The 17,264-nt window shown below is 35.8% G+C and carries 17 protein-coding genes; all 17 read right to left on the bottom strand.

What is annotated here, in order from left to right:
• Positions 1 to 2: 2 nt before the first annotated feature.
• The 17 genes from pseB to MHB40_RS03390 all read right to left on the bottom strand — a co-directional run bounded on the left by pseB (position 3) and on the right by MHB40_RS03390 (position 17,156).
• Complete coding sequence (gene pseB / locus MHB40_RS03470) at positions 3 to 974, bottom strand: UDP-N-acetylglucosamine 4,6-dehydratase (inverting) (protein WP_342533935.1); 972 nt, start codon at positions 972 to 974, stop codon at positions 3 to 5.
• Between the two features lie 255 nt (positions 975 to 1,229).
• The gene (locus MHB40_RS03465) at positions 1,230 to 3,995 is read right to left on the bottom strand and encodes a 6-hydroxymethylpterin diphosphokinase MptE-like protein (RefSeq protein WP_342533934.1); all 2,766 of its coding nucleotides are present in this window, start codon (positions 3,993 to 3,995) and stop codon (positions 1,230 to 1,232) included.
• Positions 3,996 to 4,106: 111 nt separating this feature from the next.
• On the bottom strand, positions 4,107 to 5,726 hold the full coding sequence (locus MHB40_RS03460; protein ID WP_342533933.1) for a flagellin: 1,620 nt from the start codon (positions 5,724 to 5,726) through the stop codon (positions 4,107 to 4,109).
• 162 nt (positions 5,727 to 5,888) lie between these two features.
• A complete protein-coding gene (gene csrA, locus MHB40_RS03455; protein ID WP_259420191.1) occupies positions 5,889 to 6,107 on the bottom strand; it encodes a carbon storage regulator CsrA in 219 nt (72 codons plus the stop codon).
• Positions 6,108 to 6,110: 3 nt separating this feature from the next.
• Complete coding sequence (gene fliW / locus MHB40_RS03450; protein ID WP_342533932.1) at positions 6,111 to 6,545, bottom strand: flagellar assembly protein FliW; 435 nt, start codon at positions 6,543 to 6,545, stop codon at positions 6,111 to 6,113.
• 12 nt (positions 6,546 to 6,557) lie between these two features.
• The gene (locus MHB40_RS03445) at positions 6,558 to 7,124 is read right to left on the bottom strand and encodes a DUF6470 family protein (protein WP_342533931.1); all 567 of its coding nucleotides are present in this window, start codon (positions 7,122 to 7,124) and stop codon (positions 6,558 to 6,560) included.
• Positions 7,125 to 7,249: 125 nt separating this feature from the next.
• Entirely contained in the window at positions 7,250 to 8,245 is a 996-nt protein-coding gene (gene flgL, locus MHB40_RS03440; RefSeq protein ID WP_342442468.1) for a flagellar hook-associated protein FlgL, read from the bottom strand.
• A 29-nt stretch (positions 8,246 to 8,274) separates the two neighbouring features.
• On the bottom strand, positions 8,275 to 9,927 hold the full coding sequence (flgK, locus tag MHB40_RS03435; RefSeq protein ID WP_342533930.1) for a flagellar hook-associated protein FlgK: 1,653 nt from the start codon (positions 9,925 to 9,927) through the stop codon (positions 8,275 to 8,277).
• Between the two features lie 16 nt (positions 9,928 to 9,943).
• A complete protein-coding gene (locus MHB40_RS03430) occupies positions 9,944 to 10,444 on the bottom strand; it encodes a flagellar protein FlgN (RefSeq protein WP_342533929.1) in 501 nt (166 codons plus the stop codon).
• Between the two features lie 27 nt (positions 10,445 to 10,471).
• Positions 10,472 to 10,732: a flagellar biosynthesis anti-sigma factor FlgM gene (gene flgM / locus MHB40_RS03425; RefSeq protein WP_342442465.1), complete on the bottom strand. Its 261-nt coding sequence runs from the start codon at positions 10,730 to 10,732 to the stop codon at positions 10,472 to 10,474.
• 121 nt (positions 10,733 to 10,853) lie between these two features.
• Positions 10,854 to 11,267, bottom strand: a complete 414-nt coding sequence (locus tag MHB40_RS03420; RefSeq protein ID WP_342442464.1) for a TIGR03826 family flagellar region protein — start codon at positions 11,265 to 11,267, stop codon at positions 10,854 to 10,856.
• A gap of 78 nt (positions 11,268 to 11,345) precedes the next feature.
• Complete coding sequence (locus MHB40_RS03415) at positions 11,346 to 11,936, bottom strand: ComF family protein (protein ID WP_342533928.1); 591 nt, start codon at positions 11,934 to 11,936, stop codon at positions 11,346 to 11,348.
• A complete protein-coding gene (locus MHB40_RS03410) occupies positions 11,933 to 13,318 on the bottom strand; it encodes a DEAD/DEAH box helicase family protein (protein WP_342533927.1) in 1,386 nt (461 codons plus the stop codon). Before MHB40_RS03410 ends, MHB40_RS03415 begins: the two co-directional genes overlap by 4 nt.
• Before the next feature lie 45 nt (positions 13,319 to 13,363).
• Positions 13,364 to 14,206: a DegV family protein gene (locus tag MHB40_RS03405; RefSeq protein WP_342533926.1), complete on the bottom strand. Its 843-nt coding sequence runs from the start codon at positions 14,204 to 14,206 to the stop codon at positions 13,364 to 13,366.
• A 260-nt stretch (positions 14,207 to 14,466) separates the two neighbouring features.
• A complete protein-coding gene (locus tag MHB40_RS03400; RefSeq protein WP_342533925.1) occupies positions 14,467 to 15,012 on the bottom strand; it encodes a DUF3225 domain-containing protein in 546 nt (181 codons plus the stop codon).
• A 285-nt stretch (positions 15,013 to 15,297) separates the two neighbouring features.
• Positions 15,298 to 15,972 (bottom strand): response regulator transcription factor, encoded by a 675-nt coding sequence (locus MHB40_RS03395; protein WP_004227590.1) that lies wholly within the window; start codon positions 15,970 to 15,972, stop codon positions 15,298 to 15,300.
• 35 nt (positions 15,973 to 16,007) lie between these two features.
• On the bottom strand, positions 16,008 to 17,156 hold the full coding sequence (locus MHB40_RS03390; protein ID WP_205441222.1) for a sensor histidine kinase: 1,149 nt from the start codon (positions 17,154 to 17,156) through the stop codon (positions 16,008 to 16,010).
• Positions 17,157 to 17,264: the final 108 nt, after the last annotated feature.

Below are 17,264 nucleotides of genomic sequence, written 5' to 3'. Positions count from 1 at the left end.
TTTTAAAATTCATTTATTAGATTTTTCAACTCTTCCACAGAAAGCCATACATTATTTTTATCACTAGTATAGGAAAAGTCGCCTTCTATTTTTTTTCCACTATCTTCTTTATTAAATTTCCAATAATTTAATTCAGGATAAATTGTATAATAGTCCTCATACTCCAAAGTATGTCTTGCGTCATCCTCCATAATCATCGCTTCATGTAATTTTTCTCCTGGACGGATTCCAACAATTTCATACTTACAGTTAGGTGCAATTGCCTTTGCTAAGTCCATAATATTCATACTTGGAATTTTAGGGACAAAGATTTCTCCTCCATGCATACGTACAAGATTATCTAGCACAAATTGTACACCTTGTTCTAACGTAATCCAGAAGCGTGTCATACGTCCATCTGTAATTGGAATTACACCTGTATCCTTTATTTTTTTGAAAAATGGTACTACGCTTCCTCTACTCCCCACAACATTCCCATAACGTACTACAGAAAAACGTGTTTTCTTTTCACCTACATAAGCATTGGCAGTAACGAAAAGTTTATCTGAAGCTAATTTCGTTGCACCATATAAATTTACTGGTGAACAAGCTTTATCAGTGGAAAGTGCAATAACCTTTTCTACTCCTCGATCAATAGCTGCTTCTATAATATTTTGCGCACCATGAATATTTGTTTTTATCGCTTCAAACGGATTGTACTCACATGCGTCAACATGTTTCATTGCTGCTGCATGAATGACAATATCTACGCCATCAAACGCGCGATATAAACGCTCTTTATCTCGCACATCGCCAATAAAAAAGCGGATACGTTCATCTTGAAACTCTTGCTTCATTTCGTATTGTTTTAGTTCATCACGGCTAAAAACAATAATTTTCTTTACACCAAGTTCTAATGCTCTACGAGTGAATTTATTCCCAAAGGAACCAGTTCCTCCTGTAACTAAAACATTTTTATTCTTTAAGATACTCATAACTTTCTCCTCATTTTCGATATAGAATTACTTTTGAAATTGAATTTATCATAAATTAAATAAATTTTACTTTATAAACTAATTTATCATAATCTGAAATAAACTATAATTTAATAAATCAAAAAAATTATTTCATCTACCTTATGACTTATAGGTAGACTCTTACTCTACTAGTATACTTTGGTGCAAATTGATAAATCATACGTGTCAACTACTTTTAAAATGTTAATCTTATCATTGAGGATGCACCATTTTTTATAAAACTAATCTCGGTCGGTATCCTGTCATCTTCAATGGCTCTGCAACTGCACTTGTACAACGATAATCAAATCCATTATCCAATTGAATAGATCCATCATCTCCTATGTAACTACCACGTAAAAGTCCTTGTTTACTATTTTCATTATCCACATCCTTTACCCAACTTGCTATAAATGAATCTGCACACCATTGTAGATTATTACACTTAACATTTTGATTCTCTACTAAATAACGATCCCATTCACTATTCTCAATATCTTTAGAGCTTGTTAGTAAGGAAATCATACCCATGTTTCTATCCAAGATTAACTCCTTATCTTCTATAGCCTGCCTACTAATCCAATTCTGTAGTACACGATCAGCAATTAAAATTTTCTGTCCTTCTTTCTCATCTACCATTATAAAGTAGAAATCACCATTTGGATGATTTGTTGCCTGTACAGGTAAATAGTTCATTGTAGCTTCGCCAATATTGCTAAATTCCCCAATTACATTATAATGAGCTTGATAATGACACCGAATACATTTACCAATTGTTAAATCTTCTATTTTCTCTACTTCATTTAAATGGTAAACACGTTCTCCTTTTTGAATACAAATACCAAGTAAATTAACGTATACATTTTCAGATAATATCTCCACTGTCACTTCATGTACACCTTCTGGAAGTTTCAATGTTTCAAAAAGCACTTGATGATGAAAAGTAGAGAACTTTTCATCGATATGTTCATAAATCGAAACAATTTGTTCTTTCTGATCAATGGTAATTTTTAATTTCAAGGCAGATTTGCTAGCATTTGTTCCAATTAATTGCAGACGTTTTCCTGTAAATTTAAAGTGGAATTTTGCTCCCTTTTGCATGTTCTCAGCACTTGCCCCATAACTTCCTATCTCATCATTATCTTCTTTTCTTAAAAACCATTTTTTATTCCAATTCCCTTCATACTTTATCACTCCACATACTGATTCGTAATATTGCCACTGCTCAGCATTTTTGAGGTAAGGTATCAAATGCAATTGTATTATTGGATTTATTTTCCTGTAAATATCTAAGGTAATTAGCATATAATTCTGATATATTTTAATTACCTTTTGAAGTTTTTTATTACTTTCACCCATTTTTTGACATATCTTTATATCGGAATAAAATCTACTTGTATGAACCTCAATAATTGGTGCAATGATTAATTCAAATAATTGATTTTGTATTAATTTCCCTAATAATTTATACATTTTATCTAGCATTTGATTGACTTTTTTACCATTTGTATCACCGTTTTGTTTTTCAAGTCTCTCTAATAATATCATCATCTCATTATATAAATTTCTATATTCAATGGATGATTGTTGTAATTGTTTAATTTTCTTATCACTAATTTCTGTAGTAGTAACAATTAAATCTTTCCACCAATTCCTATCTACAATCTTATCTGTTAAGTCGTTTTGAATCGTTTCTTTCAAAGATTGAAAAATGGTTCCTTCTATTTTCGCTCCACCTTGCGTTGTATTAATGACCTTCAAATTGGGGAAGTTTTTAATATACATTTCCATTTCCCGACGCATATTATCAAAGCCCGGTTCTGTTTGTACAAGTCCTCCAAATACATCTCCAACAGTAATTATTTGATCTTCTTCAATTTTTTTCAAAATACTACTGATATATTTAGTATCATCATAGGTTTTTATACCCTTTGCATAATAGGCATCTTTTTTATAAGCAAAGTTTTGCCCCACTAAAATGACTTTTCCCACATTTAATTGTACTAATAGCTGCAATGTGACATTTGAAATTGTAGTAGAATCGTATACTGTTTGAAAATCTCTATTCTGTAAATATGTTGCAAATTTATCTCGATTCATTACCATATAAATTTTAGGTCCTTGAAATAAAGGCAGTGTTTCATGGCCTACTGTTGTTCCGAAAATAAGTGGAATGCTGTTAATATGTTGTTTAGCTAGCTCTAAAAACACTTTATAATTTCCCATAGATGGGTCGTAAGAAAGCACAGCATCTGGTAAAATCTTGTGTTTAATTAACACTTCATTCGCTGAACCAACCGCAAAAATATAAGCTAGCCCTTTTTCTTTAATAACACGTAGATTTTCTAATTCCTCTGTCAATGAAGGACCTGCCGCAACTAGAATAACAGGCTTCCCTTCAAATACATCCATTCCTTGAATACATGTTGTATTCATTATCCAAGGTGTATTCATAATTGTATTAATTACCCAACGTTCATTAAATAATAGATTTGCCATTGTATTCGTCCGTGTATCTTGAATAAATTGCTGAAATATTTTCGAAAATTGGTAAAAAGATCCTTGCTCTATTTTTTCATAGACAGGGTATATAATTACCACAATATTTTGTGCTAAATATGGTTTAAAATCATTTAGATTTCTTAATATCTCCTCTTTTGAAGCACCAACATACTGATTCGTAATAGCATCAAGATTTACAGTTGTTTGTTTAGCGTACTGTAAAAATGCATTGTATACCCTATCTATCGGTTCATATGTAGAAATAAATTTATCAGGATAACGTTGTTGTAAAGCCTTTACATGATATCCTAGACCAACCCCATAACAAAAAATATGATCCGCTACCTCAATTTGCTTTGCATAAGAATCAATTAATCGTTCCGCCTCCGCTACTGGATTATATTTACTATGTATAGGGAGCATATTTCCATCATGTTCAACTTGAATGATGGGAAGTTGGGTTTTACTCATCAATACTTCAATAATCGGCTCTTTCATCAGAAAAACTCCTTTATTATTCTTTCTATTGAGTATATCGGTTGTTTTTATCAATTCTATAGAAAAAAACCTTTCGATGAAATACGCCGAAAGGTTTTTTAAAGGTACTGATTAACCTAATAATTGAAGTACACCTTGTGGTTGTTGGTTTGCTTGCGCTAACATAGATTGAGCAGCTTGTGTTAAGATATTATTCTTTGTGAATTCCATCATTTCTTTTGCCATATCCACATCACGAATACGAGATTCAGCAGCTGTCAAGTTTTCTGCTGTAGCACCTAAGTTGTTAATTGTATGTTCTAAACGGTTTTGAACTGCACCAAGACTTGAGCGTTGTGCAGAAACTTTAGCAATTGCTTTATCTAAAGTGTCAAGTGCGTTTTGAGCTCCAGCAGATGAAGATACATCTACACCTGTAATACCTAATGAAGCTGATCGCATATCATCAATACCAAATGTTATTGTTTGTCCTTTATTTGCACCTATTTGTAAAGTCATACCGCCATTTCCAGCAGCATTTGTTTGTGCACTAGATAAGCCTAGATCCTTAACAATTGACTGACCTGTTTTATCAGATAAATTTACTGGACCTGTCTCACTTACGATTTCAAAACGTCCATCATCTGTAACATTCACTTTTACTTTCGCAATATATCCAGGATCCCCAGGATTTGCTGCACCAGCTGTTGTATTTGCACCTGAAATAGCCGCATTTAAAGCTGTTTCTAATGCTGTTGCACCAGATGCCATAGTTGCACCAGCTGCTATACCACTAGTTAATGTAACATTCATTGTTACACCATTAATTTCTGCTGTAAATTCCTTACCACCTGAAATAGCAGAACCGTTGTAATTAGTTGTACCATCAGTTGCAACACCTGTAGTGCCTAGAGCTTTTGAAAGTACTGTTGTACCAGAAGTTACTGAAATCTTAGAATTAATGCCTTCTGAGCCACTTGATATTACTAATTTACCAGCGCCATCAACATAACCAGAAACATGAGCAACATTTGCTCCTGAACTATCAATCGCCTCATTAATCTTGCTCACAATTAAATCGGCAGCTTTTTTCTGAGATGTGGAATCTGAACCAACACCTGTAAGAATATTCTTTTCATCTTGTGTTAGTGAACCCCAGTTTACTTTAATATCAGTGCCATCAATCTTAATTGTTTCTTCTGTAAAAATACTTGTTTGTCCTGCTAAGCCAGAAGCAATTGTGCCACTACCTGTTATTGTTCCAGCAGTTAATTTAGCTACTTGTGAACCAGTTGTTGTGTTTTGGCCAACAGTTGCGCCACCAGCAGACTTTAGGTTACCGTTAAGTAATTTTTGAGTATTGAACTCAGTTGTGTTACCGATACGGTCGATTTCGTCTTTTAATTGTTTTACTTCATTTTGGATTGCTTCACGGTCGATACCAGTGTTTGTACCGTTTGCAGATTGGTCTGCTAAAACACGGATACGTTGTAGAATATCGTGTGTTTCGTTTAATGCACCCTCAGCTGTTTGGATTAAAGAGATACCATCTTGAGAGTTTTTTGTAGCCATTTCAAGACCACGGATTTGAGAACGCATTTTTTCAGAGATAGAAAGACCAGCTGCGTCATCACCAGCACGGTTAATTTTGTATCCTGAAGATAATCTTTCTAAGTTTTTTGCAGAAGCTGTATTATTAGCTCCTAAGTTACGATGCGTATTTAACGCAGCAATATTATGTTGAATTCTCATAATAGAATTCCTCCTTGAATGTTATTTTACTCCACATCCTTGTGGAGCAAATTATGTAACTGTTGAATCACCATAGTGGTTCGCTGTTACATAGTTTATATCGTATGTGATTTGAATTATTTAATAGTTTTATAGATAATTTATAAAAAAATTTTTAAAGAATTACTTTTTTGTCAAACCTTGAAGAATACTAGGTTCAATATTCAATGCAGCTTGATTTTGTGCCTGGATGGCTTCAAAAATTTCAGTACGATGAACCTTCACACTTTTAGGTGCAACTATCCCAATTTTCACCTGTTCTCCATCTATAGATAAAACTTTTATTTCAATATTGTTATCAATCATTATAGACTCATCTTTTTTTCTAGATAAAACTAGCATGTTTTACACCTCAATTTTAGAAAGTGGAAAGTGTAATGGATAGGCTACATTATCATTAAGAACAATTTGCTTCCCAAATTTCTTCTTTATATTAAAAATAACTGGAGCTAATAGATTCATCGTTGAATCATTTAAAGATTCTTTTAATGTAACAATTGCATACGTAGCAATATCTTCAGCACTTTCAACTTGCAAATCGGTAATGTCTTCTTCACTGATATCAAATGCATAGTCATTCTTAAATGCATATGGATAAGCCACAACGAAGCCTATTTTAGCATCTGTTATAGATTGTAATACGGCAATCGGAAGTTCCGAATCTATTGGTAATAAAACAAATCTTTTTTCATTTGGAAAACCAGGCAATCCACATTCAAAAGTTAAAATCTCTTTTTCATCAATTGTTACTTCGCCTAATAATTTTGTTTGGATTTGCATACAAATTCTCCTTTAACTTTTAACATCAATGGTAACAGATGGTCTTTGTATCATTGTACCAGTTACTTTTCCAGGTGTATATTCAAGGATAGGCTTGTTCACTTGAGTGTCAATTTTAGGCTCCTGACGCGCAATGTTTACATCTGTAGTACCTGGCGTATAATCAATTTTCACAGAACCTACAGATGGCACAAATTTTATGTTATAGGGACCAGGACGTTTTGGACCTGTATTTTGCTGGGCAATACTTTGCATGACAGAACGCCCCTGGTCCTTACCTGCGGCGTTCATCATTTGATATCCCTCCTTCACTCTTCTTGAAATCCCTTTGAGAACTCCTTCTTTTCCAGCCTGTGCATATTTTTCGATTGACTCTTTATTCGTTAACATCCCAATATCACTCCGTGCCTGAGTAGAATCTATTTTCAAAGTACTGTCAGTCGTGTGAATTTCCAAAATTGCCGGGGGCTGAGAAATGGTTTGCTTTGCTCTTGGTTGGTGTATGCGTTGAACAGGATCTTTGATACTCCAATCCATTTTTATATCATTTGTCGTTATTTGGATTTGTGGAATTTTCATAGTATCACCCTCTCTTTTAAAAAAGCGTTTGAACATAAACATAATGTTCAAACGCCTTAAATTTGTAATCAAGAAAATATTATACATAACAAACTAATCATCTATATCCTATTAACAATACTATATTAACGAATAAAATCGACTAGTGTTTGTTGAATAATTTTAGCACCTACTGAAAGAGCAGCTTGATGGATAGATTCACTAGTAACTAGCTCTGTAATGGCCTTTGAATAATCTACATCTTCGTTATTAGATAATTGCTTTGTAACACTAACCTCCCGGATTGATAAACGATTTTCCATCATTTCAACCCGATTTTGACGAGCACCAATATCGGCCTGAGCCTCTAGCACTTTATTGTGTAAAGTTGTAATATCATCAGAAGTACTAGTGGAGGAGAATCCGCCTAATGCACTACTAATCTCTTCACTTGTTGCTAAAGGGCTGCGTTTAGGATCTAAAAGATCTGATATTTTCCCCATCAATGCATCTAGATTTCCAAATAAATCAGCACCTGGTGTATTAACCTGTATTTGAAGGTCGTCATAGATTTCTATTTTCACTTCACCATTCGGAGCATTTATTTTTTGATCTGCTGTTGCTCCTGTAGTAATAACCGTATTATTCACCAAATTTGTATAGTCAGCATTTATCGTTTTATTGCCATTTGCATCTGTATCTGGTCCAAATAATGCTTTTCCAGTATTTGTTCCGCTGAAAATGTATCTATCAGCAATTTTCGTATTACCTACTTCTTGTAGGTGCTTGCGAATTTGATCTATTTCTGTTTTGATTTTTTCACGTTCGTCAATAGAATTCGTTCCACTAGCTGCCTGAATTACTAACTCCCGAACGCGCTTCATTTGCTCCCCTACTTGATTTAATGATTCATCAGAAGCATCTAGCCAGTTATTAACTTCATTCATATTACGTGTATATTGTTCAACTCTACCTAAATCTCGACGATAGCCCATCCCTTTTACAGCAATAACAGGGTCATCTGAAGGTCTAGTAATTTTTGAACCCGAATTAAGTTGATCTTGCAACTTTGACATCTTTCCGTAACTTCTATTTAAGTTTAATAACATGTTATTAGATAACATAGATTGCGTAACACGCATTTTTATAAAAACCCCTTTCTAATAAATATTTATAATCCTACACGGCCCATGCCATTAATAATCTTATCTAATGTTTCATCTACGACTGTGATCATACGTGCATTTGCGTTATAAGCCTGTTGGAACGTAATCATATTTGTCATCTCTTCATCTAATGACACCGAACTTACCGCATCACGATTATTAGAAAGTGTTAACAATAAGCTTTCAGACGTTTTGTTTAATCGATAAGCCTCTTCACCGTCAGTTCCCAACTTTCCTATCATGCCTTGATAGAAAGTGTTAAATGTCGCACCATCTAGGTGTTCTGCTAAGGGTGGAATTACTATAGTGTTTGCACCAACTGTAATCGTTAGCCCACCTGCGCCAATTGATTTGGATTGGAGATTTGCGAGTTCAATAGCCCATTTACCATTTCCTTCTTCGCCTTTTACAGATGACGCTGCTAATAAGGACGAATTTTTTTTCAAATCTTCATTTACTTTGATATTCGCAGCTGTAAACGTTTCTGGCGTCACGCCATTACCAGTGAAAAATGCAACTCCAGCATCCCCATTTAAATCAAAGCCACCTTTATGTACTTCATTAAATGTATTAGCAAAGGTGCTTGCTAGTTTATTTAGATCGGCTAATGTTTCTAGATAGTATCCTTTTTCACTAACCAAAGTACCACCTGCATCATATTCACCATACCCATAGGAATTAATTAAAGATAGTAACTTTCCTTTCCCTGGTTCAAGATCATTATGCTTAATCGTTTTAACTCCTGCACCAGCTGCTGGTTTTGTTGGTGGATCATCTAAGTCTGAAATTTCAATTTGCTTAAATACGTTAGTCAAATCATTCCCATCAATAGTACTAGTATTTGCACCAGTTGTATTCATTGCAACGTAGTTTTTGCCATTAACAAGTACAATCGGGTCGCCTGTTGAATATGATTTAAAAGAGATTGTTATACTTCCTTCCGCTACATTACTAGCATTACCACCTGAAGGAACACGTTCAATCGAAATAGGGATGTAACTATTTAGTTCATCAATTAATACATCTCGGGCATCGTATAAATCATTTGGCACAAGTCCATTTGGTTCAACTTCTTGTACTTGTTTATTAATTGCAGCAATCTGTCGTAAAAGTGAATTAATTCGGTCTGTAGCAACATTGATTTCATTCCCTAAATTACCTTGAATCGTTCTTAACTGTGTATCCATATAATTAAAGGATTCTGCAAGGTGGACAGCACGTTCGATAGCTACTTTTCGTGACGATGCATTTTCTGGATTAGTACTAACATCCTCTAGTCCCTTCCAAAATTGCTCTAACGCCGCATTTAAACCAAATTGGGATGGTTCATCAAGGATATCTTCCATTTGTGAAATCGCATTGGAACGAGATTCCCAATACCCCAGCTTATTCGTTTCTTGACGATATTGGCGATCAATAAACTCATCACGAATACGTTGAATAGATGTCGCTTCGACACCAGTACCTAGGTGCCCAGGATAGTAAGGTGAATTTAATCCGGCAGTTGGAAAACCTGGTGTAGCCTGCATATTTACTCGTTGACGAGAGTAGCCTAGTGTGTTGGCGTTGGAAATATTATGTCCTGTTGTGTATAAAGCTGTTTGCTGTGTGAAGAGGCCGCGTTTACTTGCTTCTAGGCCCATAAATGTTGAGCGCATGTTTCTTCCTCCCTTGTTATGCTTGTGAATCGAAATATGATTTTTTAGCGATGGTATTCGTTCCGCGTACCTCGTTGCTGGAGTAGTTCATTTGCTCTGTACGAGGTCTTACGGCATCTAATGTTAGGTTGACGATTTGTAATGATTGGAAAACGAGTTTTTGGTTTAGGTCGTTTTGTTTTCGTAGATTATTAATGATTTGCATTAATCGATCTCGAACTGCTGAGAGTGTTGCTTTGTCAGCTTGGTGTTCAGCGACCTCGATGACATCCGCGACAGTCGTTTTGTCAGATGAAGCAAGTCCCTTTGCTTCAAGGTAGTCCGTTACCTGTTTCTGACGCTGTTGCTCGAGCTTATCGATGGCCGCTACGTGTGCCTGCTCGTCCTTGAGCAATTGGTCTAGAGCTTCGATATCGCCAGCTTTAATGATTTCAGTTTTTTTAAAGGCTAGTTCGAGTAAGCTTTTATGCATTCTCTCTAGCATTGTTAGTGTAGAACTAATTGCTTCTACAGACATATCGTTATACACCCTTTCTGCTATTCCCTAGAAACGATAATATTTCAGCATATCCTCTGCCACTTTACGTGCATCTACTTTATATTCACCAGAAGCAATATCCTTTTTTAACTGTTGAACATGGTCTGCCCGCTCCGTACTGTATGTTGAAACACCTTGCATTTCTTGTGCAGCCTTTGAAATTTCAATTTTATCGGCGAAAGATGCTTTGTTTGTATCTGATTTCACATTGCGTACTTGGTTTTTATAGGCGTTTACTGCATTAATTCCATAAGATGTAATTTTCATTTCAATACCCCCCATCTCTAAATCCTATCTTACTATTATTTCGGATTGTCTCACATAATGTTAAGTTTTCACATAGAAAAAAGTGTGCTAATTTTGTTTAAAATTAACACACTTGGAGTAATTAACGTTTACGTTCTGAGTGATATGTTACTCGATCACGTTCCTCAACACTTTGGCGAAACTCTTTGGCAGCTTCAAAAGTCCTTAACTCAGATTTTAAATCATCCTGACATTTCGAGCAGAGCTTTCCTGTCGTCGTTAGATGGCCACAGTTATCACATGGGTAGCCAAGGTTAGGGAACATAGCTGGCTGTAAACGACCTTTACGAACCCATTTAAATAGTAAATCCTTATCTGCTCCCGTTGCTTCCACAATACGTTCTACTGTTGCCGCACGGTTTTCACGTTTACGTAAGAAACGATAAACGATTTGATAAAGCTCCTCCTCTGATTGTGCACACTTATGACACACTTCTCGGACTCCTGTATAATTAAAAAATTCATTACATTTTGGACAATTACGAACCTCTGCCATTGGCCTTTCCTCCTCTTTCTAGTAAATTTATCTACGAATGCTGTCTCATTAACTATTATACATAATGTATTGGTATTTTCATCCTTCAATTAATGTGAAGTATTGGACATTTTTAGCACCTGCTTGCATTAAAACATTTTCAGCATGCTGTAGAGTCGTCCCTGTGGTTTTTATATCGTCAAAAAGAAGATAATTTTTATGTTCGACTTGAGCACCCTCCTTTAAGCGAAAAAGTGGAGCTACATGTAGACGTTGCTCTCTATTTTTTGAGCTTTGTGTTTCTGTCGTTGTCTTTTCTAGTAATTGAATAAAAGGAATATGGGCTGCCTTTAATAGTTCATCAGTATGTGAGAAGGTACGTTCCTGTTGTTTGAGAGGGTGCATTGGAATGGGTAAAATAATCGCCTTTTCTTTGGTGAGACGATTATAAAGCTCCTGTCGAAAAACCTTTGCAAGCGCTACATCTTGAAGAAATTTTAACTGGTGTAAGTAATCCTTCATCGCCTCATTATATTGATAGAGGGATGTAGCAGATTGTGAAGGTGCAAAACGAGCGGCACATCTTTCACATAGAGTCGGTGAGAATTGCTTAGTTAAAATCATTTTCCAGGAAATAGTTATTTTTAATGGCTGTGTACACATTAAACAATGGGATTCCATTTTATTCATTCAGAAAACCCTTTCTTATTATAAAATTGAATTTTCGCACATGCCTCATCCATTTCTGCCGTATTACCATGATGAAAGAAAAGGACTTCACCATCAGGAAATTGAACATTTCGGCCAACTCGACCTGCAATCTGAATGAGGGCACTGGCGGTAAAAATCAATGACTCTGCCCCTATAACGGCCACCTGTACATTGCTAATTGTAATGCCTCTTTCTAATATGGTTGTGGTTAATAAGCCTGGAACTTCTTTATTTCGAAGCTTTAGCACTTTTTCCTTCCTCTCCGGATCTGCAGCATGCACAGCTAATATGTTTTCATTTACCTCTTGTACAAGAGGTGTTGCACTATCCATTAAGGCAATTGTTGGGAAAAATAATAAAAAGGGCTCCTTGTGGTGTAAGCGTTCTTCTACCCATTTTTTCAACCTGTTGGGGATTCTACCTCGCTTGAAGCATTTATCATAGCCCCATAAAGCACGAACTTGTGGAACTGGTAAAGGATGATTATGATAGCGTTTTGGAATAAAAGAGTAACTTTCTTGCTGGTAGGTATGGAGTAAGGATGATGATGGGGTTGCTGTCACAACTACGAGAGGAGCATTTTCCTTTTTAGCCTTTTCTACTGCTCTTTGTAGGGTTGCATCAAATGTATAAGGAAAAGCATCTGCCTCATCTACAATCATGACATCAAATGCCTTATCAAATCGGTAGAGCTGATGAGTCGTTGCTATAATAAACTGTGCATAGCCATTTTGGTTAGGTGCTCCACCATATAAAGCATGAATAACCGTTTCAGGAAAAGCCTGTTGAAAGCGTGGATACAGTTCTAACACTACATCTGTACGTGGTGTAGCAATACAAACACGTAGCCCTCGCTTTAATGCATCATAGACAGTAGGAAAAAGTAGCTCTGTTTTGCCTGCACCGCATACAGCATGGATTAAATGCGATCGTTTTACTTTCACACTTGCTAAGGTTTCATTAGCAGCCTGTTGCTGGAGTTCGGTGTATTGACCTGACCATTTTAATGCATGCTTATTAATCTTTATCGACTTTGGGCCAGTCCAAATCATTAATTGTGTACAGCTACTTACTCTACCCATCTTTATACAGTGTCGGCAATACACACATTTTCGTCGACATTTTGAGCAATCGAATTTTGTGAATAATTGCGGGTCTGTATTGTGGCAACGATTGCATTTCATAACGGACTTCATTTGAATTCCTTCTATTATACTGACGTATTTTCGCTGTATCGCTTTATCAATATCTTCTGCTGAAAATGGTGAATGATCTTTTAACCAAATACGTCCTTCATGAAAATCACGTAATGCTGGTGGCAACAACCAACCTCTATATCTCATTACATTTTCTCCTTTCATAGAAAAAAGCCTCTACTTTTGCTGTAGAGACTTCCTTACATTTCGTTATTTTTTTGTCCATCCTAAGCCCATCGATCCTTCACCTAAATGAGTACCGATAACAGGACCGAAATAGCTTAATTTAAAGTTTACGTTCGGGTATGTTGCGGCTAATTGCTCTAGCCATTCTTGCGCTTCGGCAGGGCAATTCCCGTGAATGACAACAGCGTCCATTGCTTCATACTTTTTGGCATCCTCTGCTAGCAATTCCTCAGCACGTTTCAATGCCTTTTTACGTGTACGGATTTTCTCGAAAGGTACAATTACCTTGTCCACAAAATGTAAAACAGGCTTTACTTGTAATAAACCACCGATTAATGCTGCCGCAGAAGATAAACGCCCACCACGCTGTAAATGTGCTAAGTCGTCTACAATGAAGTAAGCTCGGATATACTGCTGCATGTCCGCTAATGCTGCAAGTATGTCTTTTGCTGAATGACCCTCTTTCGCCATTTCAGCTGCTCTTAAAACGTAAAAGCCTTGAACAGCACAGGATATTTCACTGTCGAAGGCATAAACATCAATACCTTCCACCATTTCACCTGCCTGCACTGCACCTTGGTATGTTCCACTAATACCACTCGATAAATGGATGGAAATTACCTCATCATAATCCTTTGCTAGCTCATCAAAAAGAGCGACAAATTCTCCGATTGGAGGCTGCGTTGTTTTGGGAAATTCTTTGGTACCACGCACCTTATCATAAAATTCAGATGCTGTGATATCTACTTCTTCTGCAAATAATTGACCTGAGATATTGACACTTAAAGGTATCATGTGAATGTTTAAGCGTGCACGTTCCTCAGCTGTAATATATGCAGTACTATCTGTTACGATTGCCGTCCTCATCCATGTCCACTCTCCTATGATTCTTAGTTTACAATCTATTTCTTCTTGGTGCAATTGTTGTTCGTTTGTACTGTCGCTTCGGTTTCGCACAAACTACGGAAAGCAAAAAGAAATGAATGTGAAATGAATGACGAACGTGGGATTCACGTTCTCGTCCTTCTAGAGTTGTGCTAGTAAGCTAGCTTCCATTTCACATTCATTGTCTATGTATAATAGGCATATCTTCACTCAATTCTTATGTTGAATGAAGATAGCTTCTGTTAATTTCCTGTACTTGACTGTGAGTCATCACCAATATAAAAGACACTTGTCACTTTCCAATCATTGTTCTCTTTGACAAAGACTGTTACCTGACGTCCTGCACTTTCATGTTCGACATTTGTCTCAAGCTGAAGTGAGTGCATTTTCATGTTGGCAAATACTTGCGCCTCTTTTGATTCATACTTGGCAATTGTTACATTTTCTACTTCACGCTTAATATCAAATTGTTCAAATACTTCTGTTGCATATGTTTTTTCTTCATCGTATTTAAAACCCTTTGGATTTTTCGAGATAGTATTCATATAACGATCAATTTCTTCAGCATTTAATGCAGCAATATACTCATCAAAAGATGCTAAAATCGCCTTTTCATCTTCCGCTGGTACATTATCAGCCTTTTCTACGTTTCCACCCATCATCTCAAAGCCGACTGTACCATCCTCTATTACTTTATCTCGTTCTTCATCACTCATCTTTTCATCTTTATTACCACAGGCAGTTAACACTAATAAGATTAGAACTGCTAGAAAACTTTTCTTTAACATCAAAAAACCTCCCGCGCATATTGTAGCATATAAATGCTTTCGTAGGAATTTTGTTGTGCATTTTCAACATTTAGGTGCTACATCTTCCTTATGACGCATTAGGCTGTAAAATGTTGCATGATCTGCTAGTTATCATGTTTATACGTACGTATAGTAATGTTACAAAATTGTGAATAACCTGTTCTTCATCAAGTAAGCTCAATACAAATTATTACCAAAAAACAATAAAAAACTGTTTTAAAAACTACTTCAATAGAAAGTAGCTTTTAAAAACAGTTTTAGCAATTATCGTACTTCAACCCAGCCATTTTTGATAGCTGTTACAACGGCTTGTGTACGGTCATTCACATTCATTTTTTGTAGAATACTTGATACGTGGTTTTTAACCGTTTTTTCAGAGATAAACAGTGTCTCGCCGATTGTACGGTTTGATTGGCCATCTGTTAATAGCTGTAATACTTCACATTCACGTTTCGTTAGCAAATGGAATGGACGACGAATTTCCGTTTGGTGGAAGTTACCTTTATTTTCGTGTTCTGAAAGTCTTTTGAACTCTGCCACTAAATTTTTTGTTACTTTTGGATGTAAATAAGAACCACCGTTTGCAACAACTTTAATCGCCTCAACGATTTCATCTGCATCCATTTCTTTTAACATATAGCCAAGAGCACCTGATTTTAATGCATGTGTAACATATGTTTCATCATCATGTATGGACAGCATAATCACTTTAGCATCTGGAAATTCAGTAATTAACTCTGCCGTTGCTTCTACGCCATTTTTACCTGGCATGTTAATATCCATAAGTACTACATCTGGTTCGTTTTCAGCATATAACGTAACCACATCTGTGCCATCGTCACCTTCTGCTACTACATCAAACGTATCTTCAAAATCTAAAATGCGTTTTACTCCTTCGCGGAATAGCTGGTGATCGTCTACAATAATAATCTTTGTCATTTGTCTTTACCCCCTAAATTTCTGCAACAGTTACATCATTTTACTTCTAATGGTATTTTAAATAATACTGTCGTACCTCGATTGATTTCACTAGTAATGGTGATAGTACCATTTAAAATTTCAATACGTTCTTTCATTCCTAAAATCCCAAAGGAATGGTCCTTCACTACTTGTGGGTCAAAGCCTATACCATCATCTTTTACAACAATATTGACGGCATCTTTTAACCATTCAAGCTTCACCCAAATGTCTTTACACTTTCCATGCTTCATGGCATTTGTTACACATTCTTGCACTAATCGGAAAATGGATACTTCATAATTTGAAGGTATACGTTTTTCTGTACTTCTCGATTGGAAATGAATTTCAACACCTGGATTATATTCAGTTACTGTCGATAAATACTTCTTTAATGTCGGAATAATTCCCAAATCATCAAGTGCCATTGGTCGTAGATCATAAATAATACGTCGCACCTCAGATAAAGCATTGCGTACCGTTTTCTTTAAATCGGCAATTTCAGCCAATGCTTTTTCGATACCTTTTTCACGATACGTTCTATCTATTAAATCAGTGCGCATAAGTACATTTGCAAGCATTTGAGCAGGTCCATCGTGAATCTCTCTCGATAAACGCTTCCGCTCTTCTTCTTGAGCTGCAATAATACGTATCCCAAAATCTTGCTTCATTTTTGCTTGTTCAAGGGCTAAACCAACATTTTTTAAATCTGAAGTTAAGTAATTCAAAACGACATTTACCTGATTGACAATATGATCAGCACGTTCAATCGTATCGAGTAATCCTCTTAATCTTCTCTCTAGATCATCTCTTTTATCCCGTAGCTGTTTTTCTTGTGTTCTAATAACGGAGAGCTTTACTTGAAAATCATGTGCAGTTTCATATGCTTCTCTAACTTGTTCTTCGGTATAATTATCAAAAGCTTTACTCACTAATACAAGTCGTTGCTTAGCAAGCTGCGTACTTTTTTCCAATGCATCGCCATCATCAATTACGATTGATATTTGTTTTCGAACAATTTCTAGCTCTTTTTGCATATCTTCAAAGCTTCTGCGGCTTTGTTCACTTATAATAAAGATATCATCCTTTGAGCTCATGATTGTATCTAACATTCGATTGAAAATGTCATCAAGCGACTTTAAATCGAAGGTATCATTTGAAAACATAGTATACTCCCCAGTCTAATGTCTTATGATTACTTACTAATTTAATAGACTAAAATCACATATTCCCTAGTCTACACCTATTATAGCATTACCATGCTAAAATTTAAT

The organism is Lysinibacillus sp. FSL K6-0057 (genome assembly GCF_038630885.1).
GTDB classification, from domain to species: Bacteria; Bacillota; Bacilli; order Bacillales_A; family Planococcaceae; genus Lysinibacillus; species Lysinibacillus fusiformis_F.
Note: the sequence above shows the minus strand (reverse complement) of the source record. Positions and strands in the feature narration are given on the sequence as shown.